The organism is Nocardioides sp. P86 (genome assembly GCF_023712465.1).
Taxonomy (GTDB): Bacteria; Actinomycetota; Actinomycetes; order Propionibacteriales; family Nocardioidaceae; genus Nocardioides; species Nocardioides kribbensis.
Genome location: NZ_JAMAYE010000002.1, coordinates 596491 through 610825 on the forward strand (window position 1 = coordinate 596491; position 14335 = coordinate 610825).

The window sequence follows — 14335 nt, forward strand, 5'->3', positions numbered from 1 at the left end:
CTCAGGCCCCACGACGTCCCAGCCGGCGAGACATCGCGACCCTCGGACCCGCGGCCACGGCGCCCCCGAGGTCGAGGCCCGCGGCCCGCTCGGCGGCCAGCGCGCGCGCCACGTACGCCGGCGGCCGCGCCTGCTTGGCGTACCCCAGGCGGGCGTAGAGGGGTCCGTTCCACGGCAGGTCGCGGTAGGTGGTCAGCGTCATCAGACCGGCGCCCCACCAGCGTGCCTCCTCCTCGGCCGCGCGCACCAGCGCCGTGCCGATCCCGCGGCGACCGTGCGACGGCAGCACCGAGAGCTGCTCGAGGTGGACCGCCCCCGGCTCCTCGTGGCCGTGGTCCACGACGTGGGCGAACCCCACCACCTCCTGGTCCGTGCCGTGCACGGCCACGAGCACGCAGCCGGGCAGGGCCGCGCGGTCGAGCCCGGAGGGCGCCGGGGCGAGCAGCGTGGCCGGCAGGTCCTCTCCCAGGTGCGCGCGGAAGAGGGCTCCCCCGCTGTCCTCGACGGCGGCCAGCAGCCGCAGCTCGGAGGGGCGGGCGTGGCGCACGCGCCAGGCCGGGGGGAGCGGCGGGTGGTCGGGCACGGTCGCCACTGTAGATTCCTGGCCCGTGAGACTCGTCGTTGCGCGCTGCCAGGTCGACTACGCCGGACGGCTGACGGCGCACCTGCCGATGGCCACGCGGGTGCTGATGATCAAGGCCGACGGGTCGGTGCTGGTGCACTCCGACGGCGGGTCCTACAAGCCGCTGAACTGGATGTCACCGCCCTGCACGCTGCGCGAGGCCACCACCGAGGAGGGCCAGGTGGAGTGGACGGTGCGCAGCCGCGCGAGCGCCAAGGGGCCCGAGGACACCCTGCGCATCCTCATCGAGGAGGTCCTCCACGACTCCTCCCACGACCTCGGGGTCGACCCCGGCCTGCAGAAGGACGGGGTGGAGAAGCACCTGCAGGTGCTGCTGGCCGAGCAGCCGGCGACGCTCTCGCCCGGGCTCACGCTGGTGCGCCGCGAGTTCCCGACCGCGATCGGGCCGGTCGACCTGATGTGCCGCGACACCGAGGGCCGCAGCGTCGCCGTCGAGATCAAGCGGCGCGGGGAGATCGACGGCGTCGAGCAGCTCACCCGCTACCTCGAGCTGCTCAACCGCGACCCGCTGCTCGCGCCGGTGCGCGGCATCTTCGCCGCCCAGGAGATCAAGCCCCAGGCCCGGGTGCTGGCCACCGACCGCGGGATCGCCTGCGCCCTCGTCGACTACGACGCCCTGCGCGGCGTCGACGACCCCACCCACCGGCTGTTCTGAGCGTGACGACCTCCGCTGCCGGTGCGTCCCGGCTGTTCCACGTGGCGCTCGCGACCGACTGGGAGGCGGCCCGGGAGTCGGGGACCTACACGACCTCCACCCGCGGCGTGAGCCTGGAGCAGGAGGGCTTCGTCCACGCCAGCCGCGCCGACCAGTGGCGCGGGGTCCACGAGCGCTTCTACGCCGACTGCCCCGACGCCCTGGTGCTCCTCGAGATCGACCCCGCGCTGCTGGGCTGCGACGTGGTCGACGAGCCGGTGGAGCCCGGTCGGGCCGACGCCGAGACCTTCCCCCACGTCTACGGCCCCGTGCCCGCGGCCGCCGTCGTGCGGGTGCTGCCCCTCGACGAGGCGCTGCGCGAAGGTCCGGGCTGACCCCCGGGCTGACCCGGAGCGCCCGCGCCGCTCAGGCCACCGGCTCCACGTGCGCCGGGAGCAGCACCGAGACCGTCGTGCCGACCCCGGGCTCGCTGTCGACCTCGATCCGGCCCCCGTGGGCCCGCACGATGCTGTCCACGATGGACAGACCGAGGCCCGCTCCCGGCACCTGGTCGCGCACCGCCCGCGGCGAGCGGTAGAGCCGGTCGAAGATCTGCGGCACCTCGACGGCCTCCATGCCCGTGCCGGTGTCGCTCACGCTCAGGACCAGGTCTCCCTCGCGCGGCGCGCAGTCGACCAGCACCCGCCCGCCGGGAGCGGTGAACTTCACGGCGTTCGACAGCAGGTTGTCGAGCACCTGCCCGAGCCGCTGCTCGTCGCCGGTCACGAGCAGGGCACGCGCCCCGTCCGCGGCCACGCCCGCCGCGAGCGTCGAGGAGAGCTCCAGACCCCGGCCCCGGGCACCGACCCGCGCCCCGTCGACGGCGGCGCGCACCACCTCGACGAGGTCGACCGGCTCGGCGTCCATGTGCTCGCGGTCGTCGAGGAAGGCCAGGTCGAGGAGGTCGTTGACCAGCCGCAGCTCGCGGTTGGCGTTGCGCTCCACGATGGCCAGCATCCGGCGCGCCGCCGGGCCGACCTGGCTCTCGCCGAGGTCGAGCAGGAGCTCGGTGTAGCCGATGATCGACGTCAGCGGGGTGCGCAGCTCGTGGGAGACCGTGGCCAGGAGCTCCTCGCGCACCCGGTCGGACTCCTGCTGCAGCGCGAGGCGCGCGGTCACGTCGCGCACCGTGGCGCAGGTCAGCGGCTCCCCGTCGTGGGACACCGCCGCCAGCGAGATCTCGGCCGGGAACTCGGTGCCGTCGGCGCGCACCGCCGCGAGCTGCAGCAGCCCCATGGCCCGGGCGCCGCCACCGCCGGTGAAGGCCCCGCGTCGCGCGGGGTGGGCCTCGCGCAGCCGCGGCGGCACGAGGACCTCGACGGGCTCCCCCAGCAGGTCGTCAGGGTCGTGCCCGAAGACCGCCGAGCACTGGGCGTTGGCGCGCACGATCCGACCGTCGGCGTCGATGACCACGATGGCGTCGGGCGACGCCTCGAAGACCCCGCGCATGAGAGCGCTCTCGTCGGGTGGTCGATCCTCCACGCAGCGACAATAGGCCGCGGGGGACGCGTGACGCGTCCCGCCTGATCCGTGGGTCGTGCCAATTCGGTCACACCAGGGCGGCGACCTCGTCGGCGCACCCCCAGGAGAGCGTGACGCCGGCGCCTCCGTGGCCGTAGCAGTGGACCACGTCGCCCACCCGCTCCAGGCGCACGTGCGGTCGGGCCGGCCGCAGCCCCACGGCGTGCCCGAGCACCGGGGCCGCCGAGATCCCCGGCACCAGGGCCTCCGCCCGCTCCAGCAGGCGGGCCGCCGTCGCGGGCGACGGCGTGCGGTCCCACACGCCCTCCTCCGCAGTGCCGCCCACCACCACGTCGTCGGCCCGGGGCACGACATACGTCGGTCCGGCGCCGTCGAGCCACCACCGGTCGACCCCGGTCCGGGCGACCCGCACGACCTGGCCCCGCACCGGGGTCACCGCGAGGTCGCCGGCCAGCAGCCGGGCGCCGAGCCCCGCGCAGTCGACCACCAGTGCTGCGTGCGGGCCGCTCGCCGGCAGGGAGCCCAGCGCCAGCCGCGTCAGCGAGCCGCCCGCGGCCAGCACCTCGCGCCGCAGCCACCTGAGGTAGCGCGGCATCTCGACCACCGGCGCCGCGAACCGGTAGCCGTCGACGAAGCCCGCCGGCAGGTCCGCCGCCGTGGGCCGCGACAGGTCGGGCACCGCGCCGGCCCACCAGGGATCGGGCTTCGCCGCGCGCAGGACCTCGGTGCCCACGACGACACGCACACCGGTCCGCTCCCCGTCGGGGTCGGCCGCGGCGAGGGCGACCAGCTCCTCGCGGGTGGTCGCCGCCCACCCGCTCACCCGCTCCTGCGGACCGGCGCGGTAGGGGTACCAGAGCGCCGCCGCCACCACCGAGGTCGTCTCGAGCGGCAGGTCCCGCGCGACCACGTCGACGCGGTGCCCGGCCTGGAGCAGGCGCAGGGCACAGGTGAGACCGACGACCCCCGCCCCGACCACGACCACGCGCTGCACGCCCCCAGTGTGGACCACCGCGACCCCGTGCGGTGCCCGTCGAGGCGGGCGGACGTCGGCGACGTCACATACCGTCAGTACGCCACCACGGCCCTTGTTGAATTATGTTCAACACATGTCACTCCCCCGCACGTCACGCCCGATGGGCCGCCGCCCGCTGCCGGCGCTCGCCCTCGTCCTGACCGTCGTCGCGGCGGTGCTCCTGCCGGTCGCGGCCGGCATCGCCGCGGTCGGTGACGGCTCCGGCGTCTCGCGCGCCGGGGCCGACCGCGTCGTGTCCCACCCGGTGCGCTTCGACCTGCGCAACCTCAACGAGACCTCGGTGCCCTGCCTCGCCGACGGCGAGGCCTACGCCGTGCGCGCCCGTCTCGTCGGACCCCGGCGCGACGTGCTCGGCCAGACCGGCAGCACCCGGGTCAACGTCCTGGTGCACGACGCCGGCACCGGGTCGTGGTTCTGGCGCATGCCCGGTCGACCCGCCCTCGACTACGCCGCGGCACTGGCCCGGCGCGGCGAGACCTCGCTGGTGCTCGACCGCCTCGGCTACGACGCCAGCCCGCTGCCCGACGGCGACGCCACCTGCCTCGGCGCCCAGGCGACCATGCTCCACCAGGTCGTGCAGCACCTGCGCAGCGGGCGCTTCGTCTTCACCGCGGGCCCGGTGGGGAGCACTCCCCTGCACGCCGCGAAGGTCGTCGTGCACGGCCACGGCACCGGCGCCGCGATCGCGCAGCTCGAGGCGGCGGAGTTCACCGACGTCGACGGTCTGGTGCTGATGTCGTGGTCCGACACGGGCGCGACCCGTCGCGCCCTCGACGAGGCGGTGCGGCAGTCGTCGGCCTGCCTGGCGAGCGCCGGCGGCTACACGGCGTACGGCGCGAGCGCCCGCGACTTCCGCGACCTGCTGTTCTCCTCCGCGCCCGCCGCGGTCCAGCGCGCGGCCGCCGAGCGGCGCAACGCCGTGCCGTGCGGCGACGTCGCCAGCCTGGCCTCGGCGCTGGGCGCCTCCCTGGCCACGACCGACCGGATCGCGGAGCCCGTGCTCCTCCTCCACGGCAGCGAGGACCGGCGCTTCGACGCCGACTCCGCCGCGGCCCAGGCCGACCGGTTCTCCTCCAGCCCCACGGTGGCGGTGCGCACCGTCCGCGGCGCCGGCAGCGCCCTGCCCCTCGAGGCCCAGTCGGCGCAGGTGCAGCGCGCGGTCCTGCGCTGGCTCGCACGCCGCTGACAGGGCGCGCCAGATCAGGCGCCGGCGGCCCGGGGGGCCGTGGGGTCGGCGCCCTCGGCGCTCTGCTCACGCGCGACGTAGTCCTCGATGTCGTCGATGTCGTCGGCGTTGCGGCGCACCACGGCGAGCAGGTCCGACATCGTCGCGACCTCCTCGACCTGCTCCTTGATGAACCACTGCATGAACTGCTCGGAGGCGAAGTCGAACTCCTCGCGCGCGGTGCGCAGCAGCGCGTTGATCTGCTCGGTCACGCGACGCTCCTGCTCCAGGGCGAGGGCGACCGGCGCCACGACGTCGTCGAAGGTCGGCACGGGCGCGTCCACGCCGGGGATCGTCACCCGCGAGTCGGTGTCGAGGAGGTACTGCACCATCATCATGGCGTGCTCGCGCTCCTCGAGCGCCTGGCCGTAGAAGAACGCCGCCATCTGCGGCATCGTCTCGGCGTCGTAGTAGACCGCGCAGGCGAGGTACTGGTTGTGCGCGGCGAGCTCGTTGCCGATCTGGGCGTTGAGCTGCTCGACGAAACGGGCGGCGGGCACGGTGCCTCCTGGCGGGCGCGGGACGGACGGACGACGTGGCCGCGGGGCGTGAGGAGGGTCAGGCCGCCTTCGCGAGCTTCTTCTTGCTGACCTTCTTGCCGTCGACCCTGACCAGCTCGCGACGCTTGACCGTATACCCCTCGGGCAGGGTGCCCTCCTTGAGCATCCGCAGCGGGCAGCGCCCGCACTTGGACTTGGAGACGCAGCACTTGGTCTTGGGCAGCTTGGCGACCTTCGCGCCCTTGCCCTTCGCCTTCTTGCTCACGACGACCACGCTAGCACGAGGTGAGGGTAGCCTCACCTCATCTCGCCGGGCGGTCAGTCGAGCCCGTGGGCCTCGCGGATCACGTCGACTATGCCGCCCATGATCTCGGTGAGACCGAAGTCCTTCGGCGTGTAGACCGCGGCCACGCCCAGCTCGCGCAGCCGGCGGCCGTCGGAGTCGGGGATGATCCCGCCGACGATGACGGGCACGTCGTCGACACCGGCCTCGCGCAGCCCGTCGAGCACGGCCGGCACCAGCTCCATGTGCGAGCCGGAGAGGATCGAGAGGCCCACGCAGTGGACGTCCTCGGCCACGGCCGCCGACACGATCTGCTCGGGGGTCAGCCGGATGCCCTGGTAGACGACCTCGAAGCCCGCGTCCCGGGCGCGCACGGCGACCTGCTCCGCTCCGTTGGAGTGGCCGTCGAGCCCCGGCTTGCCGACGAGCAGGCGCAGGCGCCCGCCCAGCTCCTCGCCCGTGGCACGCACCCGGTCGCGCACGGTCGACAGCTCCGTGCCGGCCTCGGTCGCACCGACCGCGCCGCTCACGCCGGTGGGGGCCCGGAACTCGCCGAAGACCTCGCGCAGCGTGCCGGCCCACTCCCCCGTGGTCGCCCCGGCGCGGGCGGCGGCCAGGGTGGCCGGCATGAGGTTCTCGTCGGTCTTGGCCGTGGCGGCCAGGGCGGCCAGCGCCTCGGCCACCGCCGTCTCGTCGCGCTCGGCCTTCCAGGCCTCGACCGAGGCCCGCGCCGACTGCTCGGCCCGGGGGTCGGCGGCCATGATGGCGCCGTCGAGGTCGGCGGTGAGGGGCGAGGGCTCGGTGGTCTCGTAGACGTTGACGCCGACGATCTTCTCCTCGCCGTTCTCGATGCGCCCGCGGCGGGCCGCGTGGGCCGAGACCAGCTCCTGCTTCATGTAGCCCGACTCGACCGCGGCGATCGCCCCGCCCATGGCCTGCACGCGGTCGATCTCGGCACGGGCGCTGGCGACGAGCTCGGCCACCTTGGCCTCGATGACGTGGGAGCCGTCGAAGATGTCGTCGTACTCCAGCAGGTCGGACTCGAAGGCCAGCACCTGCTGCAGCCGCAGCGACCACTGCTGGTCCCACGGGCGCGGGAGGCCGAGGGCCTCGTTCCAGGCCGGGAGCTGCAGGGCGCGGGCGCGGGCGTTCTTCGACAGCGTCACCCCGAGCATCTCCAGCACGATGCGCTGCACGTTGTTCTCGGGCTGGGCCTCGGTCAGGCCGAGGGAGTTGACCTGCACGCCGTAGCGGAAGCGGCGCATCTTGGGGTCCTCGACGCCGTAGCGCTCACGGGTGATCTCGTCCCAGAGCTCGACGAAGGCCCGCATCTTGCAGGTCTCCTCGATGAAGCGCACCCCGGCGTTGACGAAGAAGGAGATCCGGCCGACGACCTTGCCGAAGTCGGCCTCCGAGACCTGGCCCGACTCCTTGACCTGGTCGAGCACCGCGATCGCGGTGCACAGCGCGTAGGCCAGCTCCTGGGTCGGCGTCGCGCCGGCCTCCTGGAGGTGGTAGCTGCAGATGTTGATCGGGTTCCACTTGGGGATCTGGTGGACCGTGTAGGCGATCATGTCGCTGATCAGGCGCAGCGAGTGCTCGGGCGGGAACACGTAGGTGCCCCGCGAGAGGTACTCCTTGATGATGTCGTTCTGCGTCGTGCCGGCCAGCTGCGCCGCGACGTCCTCAGGGGTGACCTCACCACCGGGCGCCGCGCCGGCCTGCTCCTCGGCCACGACCTGGTACATCGCCAGCAGCCACATCGCGGTGGCGTTGATGGTCATGGAGGTGTTCATCGAGGTCAGCGGGATGTCCTGGAAGAGCTTGCGCATCTCGCCGAGGTGCGGCACCGGCACGCCGACCTTGCCGACCTCGCCGCGGGCCATGACCGAGTCGGGGTCGTAGCCGGTCTGGGTCGGCAGGTCGAAGGCGACCGAGAGCCCGGTCTGCCCCTTGGCCAGGTTGGTGCGGTAGAGCGCGTTGGAGGCCGTGGCGGTGGAGTGCCCGGCGTAGGTGCGCATCACCCAGGGCTTGTCCTTCTCGGTCATGGACTGAGAGTAGGGCGAGATCTACCGCTTGGTAACCGGCGTCCGGTGTGGCACATGTGACACCCACCACCGCCGGGCGCGGCCCCCGCCTCAGGCCGTGACGCGGTCGAGGTCGACGACGCGGATCAGGTGGGAGAGGTGCAGCAGCCGTCGTACGGCGGGGCCCGCGCCCCGCAGCACGAGGTGGTGGCCCTCGATCGAGGCCTGCCGGGTGGCGAAGGCGAGCACCTTCAGCGCCGTCACGTCGACGGTGTCGACGTCGGTGAGGTCGACGACCACCTGGCCGTGGGCGTCGAGGTGGTCGTAAAGCGCGGTGCGCACCCGGAAGGTGCTGCGCACGTCGAAGTCGCCGTGCAGCGCCAGCGTGGGTCCGTCGGTGGTGATGTCCATCGTCGCCCTGCCTCCCGAGCCGCGGCGCCGCCGTCGGCGCCGCTGTCACCTACCTTGACGCCTCCGGCGGGCGTCCGGTTGCACCGATCGGGTGACTTTCTGCGACGTGTCGGTGGGTGAAGCCTCAACCGGAGGCGACCGCGGACCCCGACGCGCGGTCCTGGACCACCGCGAGGGCCCCCGTGGCGAGGCCGATGAGGGCCATGCCCGCGACGCCCTCCGGGGCGAAGATGTGCCCGATGTGCACGAGGTAGGCCCCCGGCAGGAGCACGAGGCCCACCAGCGCGGGCACCCGCAGCCGCGCCAGCTGGTCGGCCGCGAGCACCGCCACGCACGCCAGCAGGGCCCACGACCCGATCTCGCCCAGCGGCGTGCCGATGCGGAACATCAGGCTCACCGCGGGCGGGCGGGGCACGCCGGGCCCGAGCTCGTGGGTCACCCAGCCGGCGCCGATGCCGCTGATCACGTCGAGCGCGGAGTAGAAGGTGGCGTAGACGTAGGCCGTCAGCCGCACCACCCACGACACCGGGTCGCGCCGGCCCCGCACGAGGGCGGCGAGCGCGGCGCCGACGAGGGGGAAGACCAGCAGCCCGGGCACGTGCAGCGCGAACCAGCGCCACGAGGTGTCGTAGCTGAGACCGTGGGGGTGGAAGAGCCCGGCCACCGCCAGCACGAGCCCGGGCAGGGCGAGGAGCAGGGGCCAGGTCACGCGACGACTCATGCCTGCGAACCTAGCCGGGCCCAGGTCGGACCGGCGCGGCCGAGGAGACGCCGGGCGGGCCGAGGGGGCCGAGCGGGCCGATAGGCTCGCTCCATGGTCAACCTCACCCGGATCTACACCCGCACCGGCGACGCCGGCGAGACCCGCTTGGGGGACATGAGCCTCACCTCCAAGAACGACCCCCGGCTCCACGCCTACGCCGACGTCGACGAGGCCAACGCCACCATCGGCGTCGCCGTGGCCCGCGGCGGTCTCGAGGACGACGTGGTCGCCCTGCTGACCCGGATCCAGAACGACCTCTTCGACGTCGGGGCCGACTTCTGCACCCCGGTCGTGGCCGACCCCGAGTTCCCGCCGCTGCGCATCGAGCAGGACTACGTCGACCGCCTCGAGCAGTGGTGCGACTCCTACAACGCCGACCTGCCCGCCCTGCGGTCCTTCATCCTCAACGGGGGCACCGAGGGAGCAGCCCAGCTCCACGTCGCCCGCACCGTCGTCCGTCGCGCCGAGCGCTCCGCCTGGGCCGCCTGGTCCGAGCACAGCGAGACCATGAACAAGGTCGCCATCACCTACCTCAACCGGCTCTCCGACCTGCTGTTCATCCTGGCCCGCCACGCCAACCGCCACCAGGGCGACGTGCTCTGGGTGCCCGGGGGCGAGCGTGGCTGAGCTGTCCCCCGACCGCTTCTGGTCCCTGGTCGACATGCTCGGCGGTCGCGTCGACGCCGCGGGCGTGGCCCGCCTCGAGGAGGCGCTGCTCGCCGCCGACGTCGAGGAGACGCTGGGCTTCGCCGACGAGCTGGACGCCCTGGTCAGCGAGCTGGTGGTGAGGTGCACCGTCGTGCTCGACCCCGACGCGCAGCGCGTCGAGGTGCCCGACGAGGTCGCCGAGCCGGCCGAGCTCGTCGCCGCCGCGGTGGTCGCGGCGGGCCGCGGCACCCACGACCGGGTGCTCGCCGCCGGGCAGCCCCTGTCCTCGCGCGAGTGGGCGTGGCGCGAGGCCGCCCTCCTGCTCGAGGCGGGCATGGGCGACGAGCGCCTCGACGACCTCGCGGGCCCCGACGTGCTGCTGCAGTGGCGCACGACGCAGGTGCCCGACCGCGTCGACACCGACTGGGACGCCGATGCGCTCGGCGGGCTCGACCTCGGCGTCGACCCGACGCTCGGCGTGGTGCTGGCGCGCGACCCCGACCTCGAGGAGGCCCTGCTCCGGCTGCAGGCCGACCCGGAGTACCAGCGCCGCCGGGCCCTGATCGAGGACATCGACCTCCACCTGGTGGTCTCCGAGGTGGCCGAGCCCGAGCTCACCGCCTGGCCCGCGCCCGAGGCCGTCGAGCACGCCGTGCTCGAAGTGCCCGTCGGCACCTTCCCCCTCGACGGCTCAGCGCGCACCGACACCTACCTCGACCTCGTGGTCACCCTCGTCGTCTCGGTGCAGGAGCAGCTGGGCGACCCGGCCTAGCCGCGCGGCGCGCCGGCGCCGGGCTCCCCCGTGCACCGGCACTCCTCGCGCTTTAGCCACCAGCCGTTGCGCACCACCGCGGTGTGGGTGCAGGTCATGCCGTGCCAGTCGTGGCGGCAGCTGTCGCAGACGAGGCTCATGGTCACTCCCGGGGGGACGTCGAGACGGGGCGAGGGGCAGGCCGAGATCCTGTCCTCCGCCCTCTCCAACCGGGCAGGTGGCCCCCTGGTCACGCAGCGGTGGCAGCGACCTCGCTCACACCGCGCGCTCCCGGGTGGAGAGCACGGCCACGGCCGCGGGCACCATCAGCACCGCCACCACGAGCAGGGAGTGCAGCGTCCCGACCACGTCGGCCAGCTGGCCGAGCAGCGGGGGTCCGGCGAGGAACGCGCCGTAGCCGATCGTCGAGACCACGCTCACCCGAGCCGCCGCCCGGGCGGGGTCGTCGGCGGCCGCGCTCATGCCGACGGGAAAGCCGAGGGAGGCGCCCAGGCCCCACACCACGATGCCCAGGGCGACCAGGGGCAGCGGCTCGGCGAGCACGGTCAGCAGGGTCCCTGCGCCCGCCGCCGCGGCGCTCGCCCACAGGACCCGGCTGCGACCGAAGCGGTCGAGCAGCGACGTGCCCAGCAGCCGCCCCGCGGTCATGGCGGTGACGAACGTCGCGAAGCCGGCGACTCCCAGCCACCGCGGCACGTCGTGGCCGTCGATGAGGGCCAGGGCGAGCCAGTCGTTGGCCGTGCCCTCCACCATGGCGAAGGCCAGCACCATGACTCCCAGGGCCAGGGTGCGGGGCTCCGACCACGCCGTACGCGGCCGCCCCTCGCCGCGCGCAGAGGGGGCCTCGGGAGGCAGGAACGAGGACGCCCCGCGCACGGCCAGCACGACGGCCACGACCACGACCGCCCCGAGGTGCACCGGCATCGCGACGCCGAGGCCGCTCATCGGGATGCCGAGCACGGCGCCGCCGATGGTGCCGAGGCTGAAGCCGGCGTGGAAGCGCGGCATGACCGTGCGCGCCAGGCGACGCTCGACCTCGGCGGCCTCGACGTTCATGGAGACGTCCCAGACGCCGATGCCGACACCGTGCACGAAGAGGCCCACCGCCGCGACGGGCACCGACTCGAGCCAGAACGCCCCGCACGCGGCGAGCAGCAGCCCCGTGCCGTCGACCAGGGCCCCGGCGCGCAGCACGGCGCCGGGGCTCCAGCGCTCGATGAGCCGCCCGGTGCTGGGCAGGGCGAGCACGGACCCCGCCGCGATCGCCAGCAGGAGCAGGCCGAGGTCGCCGTTGCCGAGGTCGAGGCGCGAGCGCAGGTCGGGGATGCGGGAGACGAGCGAGGCGAAGAGGAAGCCGTTGAGGGCGAAGCTGAGACCGACGGCGTTGCGGGCACGACGCACGGTGGGGTCGGCCGGGATCGTCGTGGTCGTCACGGCATCTGCGCGCCCGGGGGCTTCGCCTCGAGCCAGGACTGGAAGCCGGTCAGCGAGGCCGGGGCGAGGGCGAGCTCGACCTGCCCCGCCGGGGAGTCGCAGCACACGACGACGTGGTCGGGGTAGAGCGAGACCTGCTCGGTGCCGTCGGGCTCGCGACGACCGACCAGCTCGAGGTCCTCGCGCTGCCACACGCGCTTGGGACGCGGCGAGAGGGAGAAGATGCGGAACCACTCGAGGGTCTCCCCCGAGTAGCGACCGATGCCGAGCAGCCAGCCGCGACCCGGGCGCTCGGTGCGCACCCGGTGGCTCAGCTCGAAGGTCCCACCGTCGCGGGAGATGAGCCGGCGGCGCACCACCAGGGCGACGGCGTAGAGCAGCGCGAGGAGGAGCAGCAGCCCGAGTGCGTCGAGAAGCCACTGCCACAGCGGCATCCGCCCACCCCCACCCTGCGCTTGAAAGAGCAACGACCCGAGGCCCTCACCCTACTGGGGTGGGTGCCTCGGGTCGTGGCGGGGTCGTGCTGTGACGTGCAGGGAGATGCTGGACCTCAGCGGGCCTTCTCGACCGCACGGATGCGGGCCTCGGCCCGCCGGATCCGCTGCTCGGCCTCGTCGCTGGTCGGCAGGCCACGGGCCTCGTCCAGCTCGGTCCGGGCGTTGTCGACGTCGATCTCCTCCGAGAGCACGGCGTGCTCGGAGAGTACGGAGACGCGGTCACCGGCCACCGACAGGAAGCCCCCGTCGACCGCGGCGACCACGACACCCTCGGGCGCCGAGATCTCCACGACGGCGTCGGTGAGCAGCGAGAGCAGCGGCGCGTGACCGCGCAGCACACCCACGTCGCCCTCGACCGTGCGGGCGATGACCATCGAGGCCTCGCCGGACCACACGGTCCGGTCGGCCGCGACGAGCTCGACCTGCAGGCCGGTGTCGGACGACGCCATCAGAGGCTCTTCTGGATCTCGGCCCACTTCGCCTCGACGTCGTCCAGACCGCCGCACATGAAGAAGGCCTGCTCGGCCACGTGGTCGTACTCGCCGTCGGCGATCTTGTTGAACGCCTCGATGGTGTCCTTGACGGGCACCGTCGAGCCCTCGATGCCGGTGAACTGCTTGGCGACGTAGGTGTTCTGCGACAGGAAGCGCTGGATGCGACGGGCGCGGGACACGATGATCTTGTCCTCCTCCGACAGCTCGTCGACACCGAGGATCGCGATGATGTCCTGGAGCTCCTTGTTGCGCTGCAGGATCGCCTTGATCCGGATGGCGCAGTCGTAGTGCTCCTGCCCGATGTACTGGGCGTCGAGGATCCGCGAGGTCGAGGTCAACGGGTCCACCGCGGGGTAGATGCCCAGCGACGCGATCTCGCGCGAGAGCTCCGTGGTGGCGTCGAGGTGCGCGAACGTCGTGGCCGGCGCCGGGTCGGTGTAGTCGTCGGCGGGCACGTAGATCGCCTGCAGCGAGGTGATCGAGTGACCGCGCGTCGAGGTGATCCGCTCCTGGAGCTGACCCATCTCGTCGGCCAGGTTGGGCTGGTAGCCCACGGCCGAGGGCATGCGGCCCAGCAGGGTCGACACCTCCGAGCCGGCCTGGGTGAAGCGGAAGATGTTGTCGATGAAGAGCAGCACGTCCTGGTTCTGCACGTCGCGGAAGTACTCCGCCATCGTCAGGGCCGAGAGGGCCACGCGCAGACGGGTGCCCGGCGGCTCGTCCATCTGGCCGAAGACCAGGGCGGTCTGCCCCAGCACGCCGGCCTCCTCCATCTCCGCGATGAGGTCGTTGCCCTCGCGGGTGCGCTCGCCGACACCGGCGAACACCGACACACCGCCGTGGTCCTTGGCGACGCGGGCGATCATCTCCTGGATGAGCACCGTCTTGCCCACGCCGGCGCCGCCGAACAGGCCGATCTTGCCGCCGTTGACGTAGGGCGTCAGCAGGTCGATGACCTTGATGCCGGTCTCGAACATCGTGGTCTTCGACTCGAGCTGGTCGAAGGCGGGGGCCTTGCGGTGGATGCCCCAGCGCTCGGTGACCTCGTACTCCTCGCCCTCGGTGAGGTTGAGGACGTCACCGGTCGCGTTGAACACGTGACCCTTGGTGATGTCGCCGACGGGCACGGTGATGGGCTCGCCGCTGTCGGTGACGGTGGCGCCGCGCACCAGGCCGTCGGTCGACTGCATCGAGATGGCGCGGACCATGCCGTCGCCGATGTGCAGTGCGACCTCGAGGATGAGGGTCTTGGTCTCGCCGCCCAGGGTCAGGTCGACCGTGAGCTTGTTGTAGATGTCGGGCATCGCGTCGACGGGGAACTCCACGTCGACGACGGGGCCGGTCACCCGAGCGATGCGACCGGTGCTCCCCGACGCCGTGGTCTGGGTCTCTTCAACGATTGCAGTCATGTCTCTCACTCAGCTCT

The 14335-nt window shown here is 73.3% G+C and carries 18 protein-coding genes; 5 read left to right on the forward strand and 13 right to left on the reverse strand.

Features of this window, described 5'->3' with window-relative positions; all coding sequences use genetic code 11:
- Window position 1: 1 nt before the first annotated feature.
- Window positions 2-583: a GNAT family N-acetyltransferase gene (locus M3673_RS10340; RefSeq protein ID WP_251533486.1), complete on the reverse strand. Its 582-nt coding sequence runs from the start codon at window positions 581-583 to the stop codon at window positions 2-4.
- 25 nt (window positions 584-608) lie between these two features.
- Between M3673_RS10340 and nucS the strand changes: the two genes are divergently transcribed.
- Together nucS and M3673_RS10350 are read left to right on the forward strand one after the other, a co-directional pair.
- Window positions 609-1298, forward strand: coding sequence for an endonuclease NucS (gene nucS / locus M3673_RS10345; protein WP_056864142.1), 690 nt, complete (start codon window positions 609-611; stop codon window positions 1296-1298).
- A gap of 2 nt (window positions 1299-1300) precedes the next feature.
- Window positions 1301-1672: a DUF952 domain-containing protein gene (locus M3673_RS10350; RefSeq protein WP_251533488.1), complete on the forward strand. Its 372-nt coding sequence runs from the start codon at window positions 1301-1303 to the stop codon at window positions 1670-1672.
- Between the two features lie 31 nt (window positions 1673-1703).
- Here the strand turns inward: M3673_RS10350 and M3673_RS10355 are convergent, their stop codons facing one another.
- Together M3673_RS10355 and M3673_RS10360 are read right to left on the reverse strand one after the other, a co-directional pair.
- Window positions 1704-2819 (reverse strand): PAS domain-containing sensor histidine kinase, encoded by a 1116-nt coding sequence (locus M3673_RS10355; RefSeq protein ID WP_251533491.1) that lies wholly within the window; start codon window positions 2817-2819, stop codon window positions 1704-1706.
- Between the two features lie 67 nt (window positions 2820-2886).
- Entirely contained in the window at window positions 2887-3813 is a 927-nt protein-coding gene (locus tag M3673_RS10360) for an FAD-dependent oxidoreductase (RefSeq protein ID WP_251533493.1), read from the reverse strand.
- A gap of 115 nt (window positions 3814-3928) precedes the next feature.
- Here M3673_RS10360 and M3673_RS10365 point away from each other — a divergent pair, with 115 nt between their 5' ends.
- On the forward strand, window positions 3929-5041 hold the full coding sequence (locus M3673_RS10365) for an alpha/beta hydrolase (RefSeq protein ID WP_251533494.1): 1113 nt from the start codon (window positions 3929-3931) through the stop codon (window positions 5039-5041).
- Window positions 5042-5055: 14 nt separating this feature from the next.
- On the opposite strand, the gene M3673_RS10370 is transcribed toward M3673_RS10365, so the two are convergent.
- The 5 genes from M3673_RS10370 to M3673_RS10390 form a co-directional block, all read right to left on the reverse strand.
- The gene (locus tag M3673_RS10370; protein ID WP_251533496.1) at window positions 5056-5580 is read right to left on the reverse strand and encodes a ferritin; all 525 of its coding nucleotides are present in this window, start codon (window positions 5578-5580) and stop codon (window positions 5056-5058) included.
- A 58-nt stretch (window positions 5581-5638) separates the two neighbouring features.
- On the reverse strand, window positions 5639-5845 hold the full coding sequence (locus M3673_RS10375; protein ID WP_082500337.1) for a hypothetical protein: 207 nt from the start codon (window positions 5843-5845) through the stop codon (window positions 5639-5641).
- Window positions 5846-5898: 53 nt separating this feature from the next.
- Window positions 5899-7911: a protein meaA gene (locus M3673_RS10380; protein ID WP_251533498.1), complete on the reverse strand. Its 2013-nt coding sequence runs from the start codon at window positions 7909-7911 to the stop codon at window positions 5899-5901.
- 90 nt (window positions 7912-8001) lie between these two features.
- Entirely contained in the window at window positions 8002-8301 is a 300-nt protein-coding gene (locus tag M3673_RS10385; protein WP_056864133.1) for an STAS domain-containing protein, read from the reverse strand.
- Between the two features lie 124 nt (window positions 8302-8425).
- Window positions 8426-9022, reverse strand: coding sequence for a hypothetical protein (locus M3673_RS10390; protein WP_156718127.1), 597 nt, complete (start codon window positions 9020-9022; stop codon window positions 8426-8428).
- A gap of 93 nt (window positions 9023-9115) precedes the next feature.
- On the opposite strand from M3673_RS10390, the gene M3673_RS10395 reads away from it, so the two are divergent.
- Window positions 9116-9691 carry a cob(I)yrinic acid a,c-diamide adenosyltransferase gene (locus M3673_RS10395; protein ID WP_251533507.1) on the forward strand — a complete coding sequence of 192 codons (576 nt, stop codon included), beginning with the start codon at window positions 9116-9118 and terminating at the stop codon, window positions 9689-9691.
- Window positions 9684-10484 carry a hypothetical protein gene (locus M3673_RS10400; RefSeq protein WP_251533509.1) on the forward strand — a complete coding sequence of 267 codons (801 nt, stop codon included), beginning with the start codon at window positions 9684-9686 and terminating at the stop codon, window positions 10482-10484. The genes M3673_RS10395 and M3673_RS10400 overlap by 8 nt, the downstream gene beginning before the upstream one ends.
- On the opposite strand, the gene M3673_RS10405 is transcribed toward M3673_RS10400, so the two are convergent.
- The 5 genes from M3673_RS10405 to atpD form a co-directional block, all read right to left on the reverse strand.
- Entirely contained in the window at window positions 10481-10624 is a 144-nt protein-coding gene (locus M3673_RS10405; protein ID WP_251533512.1) for a hypothetical protein, read from the reverse strand. The two genes, M3673_RS10400 and M3673_RS10405, sit on opposite strands and share 4 nt — an antisense overlap.
- Window positions 10625-10739: 115 nt before the next feature.
- Window positions 10740-11918, reverse strand: coding sequence for an MFS transporter (locus M3673_RS10410; RefSeq protein WP_251533515.1), 1179 nt, complete (start codon window positions 11916-11918; stop codon window positions 10740-10742).
- Window positions 11915-12352, reverse strand: coding sequence for a DUF2550 domain-containing protein (locus M3673_RS10415; protein WP_056903841.1), 438 nt, complete (start codon window positions 12350-12352; stop codon window positions 11915-11917). Before M3673_RS10415 ends, M3673_RS10410 begins: the two co-directional genes overlap by 4 nt.
- Before the next feature lie 116 nt (window positions 12353-12468).
- Window positions 12469-12864, reverse strand: coding sequence for a F0F1 ATP synthase subunit epsilon (locus M3673_RS10420; protein WP_056864127.1), 396 nt, complete (start codon window positions 12862-12864; stop codon window positions 12469-12471).
- A complete protein-coding gene (gene atpD / locus M3673_RS10425; protein ID WP_056864126.1) occupies window positions 12864-14318 on the reverse strand; it encodes a F0F1 ATP synthase subunit beta in 1455 nt (484 codons plus the stop codon). Before atpD ends, M3673_RS10420 begins: the two co-directional genes overlap by 1 nt.
- Window positions 14319-14335 lie beyond the last annotated feature (17 nt).

What these genes read in the sequence shown, in the direction of transcription:
- M3673_RS10405 (WP_251533512.1), bottom strand. Translation starts at nt 10,624, where the DNA reads ATGAGCCTCGTCTGCGACAGCTGCCGCCACGACTGGCACGGCATGACC.
- M3673_RS10415 (WP_056903841.1), bottom strand. Translation starts at nt 12,352, where the DNA reads ATGCCGCTGTGGCAGTGGCTTCTCGACGCACTCGGGCTGCTGCTCCTC.
- M3673_RS10420 (WP_056864127.1), bottom strand. Translation starts at nt 12,864, where the DNA reads ATGGCGTCGTCCGACACCGGCCTGCAGGTCGAGCTCGTCGCGGCCGAC.
- M3673_RS10390 (WP_156718127.1), bottom strand. Translation starts at nt 9,022, where the DNA reads ATGAGTCGTCGCGTGACCTGGCCCCTGCTCCTCGCCCTGCCCGGGCTC.
- M3673_RS10380 (WP_251533498.1), bottom strand. Translation starts at nt 7,911, where the DNA reads ATGACCGAGAAGGACAAGCCCTGGGTGATGCGCACCTACGCCGGGCAC.
- M3673_RS10365 (WP_251533494.1), top strand. Translation starts at nt 3,929, where the DNA reads ATGTCACTCCCCCGCACGTCACGCCCGATGGGCCGCCGCCCGCTGCCG.
- M3673_RS10385 (WP_056864133.1), bottom strand. Translation starts at nt 8,301, where the DNA reads ATGGACATCACCACCGACGGACCCACGCTGGCGCTGCACGGCGACTTC.
- atpD (WP_056864126.1), bottom strand. Translation starts at nt 14,318, where the DNA reads ATGACTGCAATCGTTGAAGAGACCCAGACCACGGCGTCGGGGAGCACC.
- M3673_RS10395 (WP_251533507.1), top strand. Translation starts at nt 9,116, where the DNA reads ATGGTCAACCTCACCCGGATCTACACCCGCACCGGCGACGCCGGCGAG.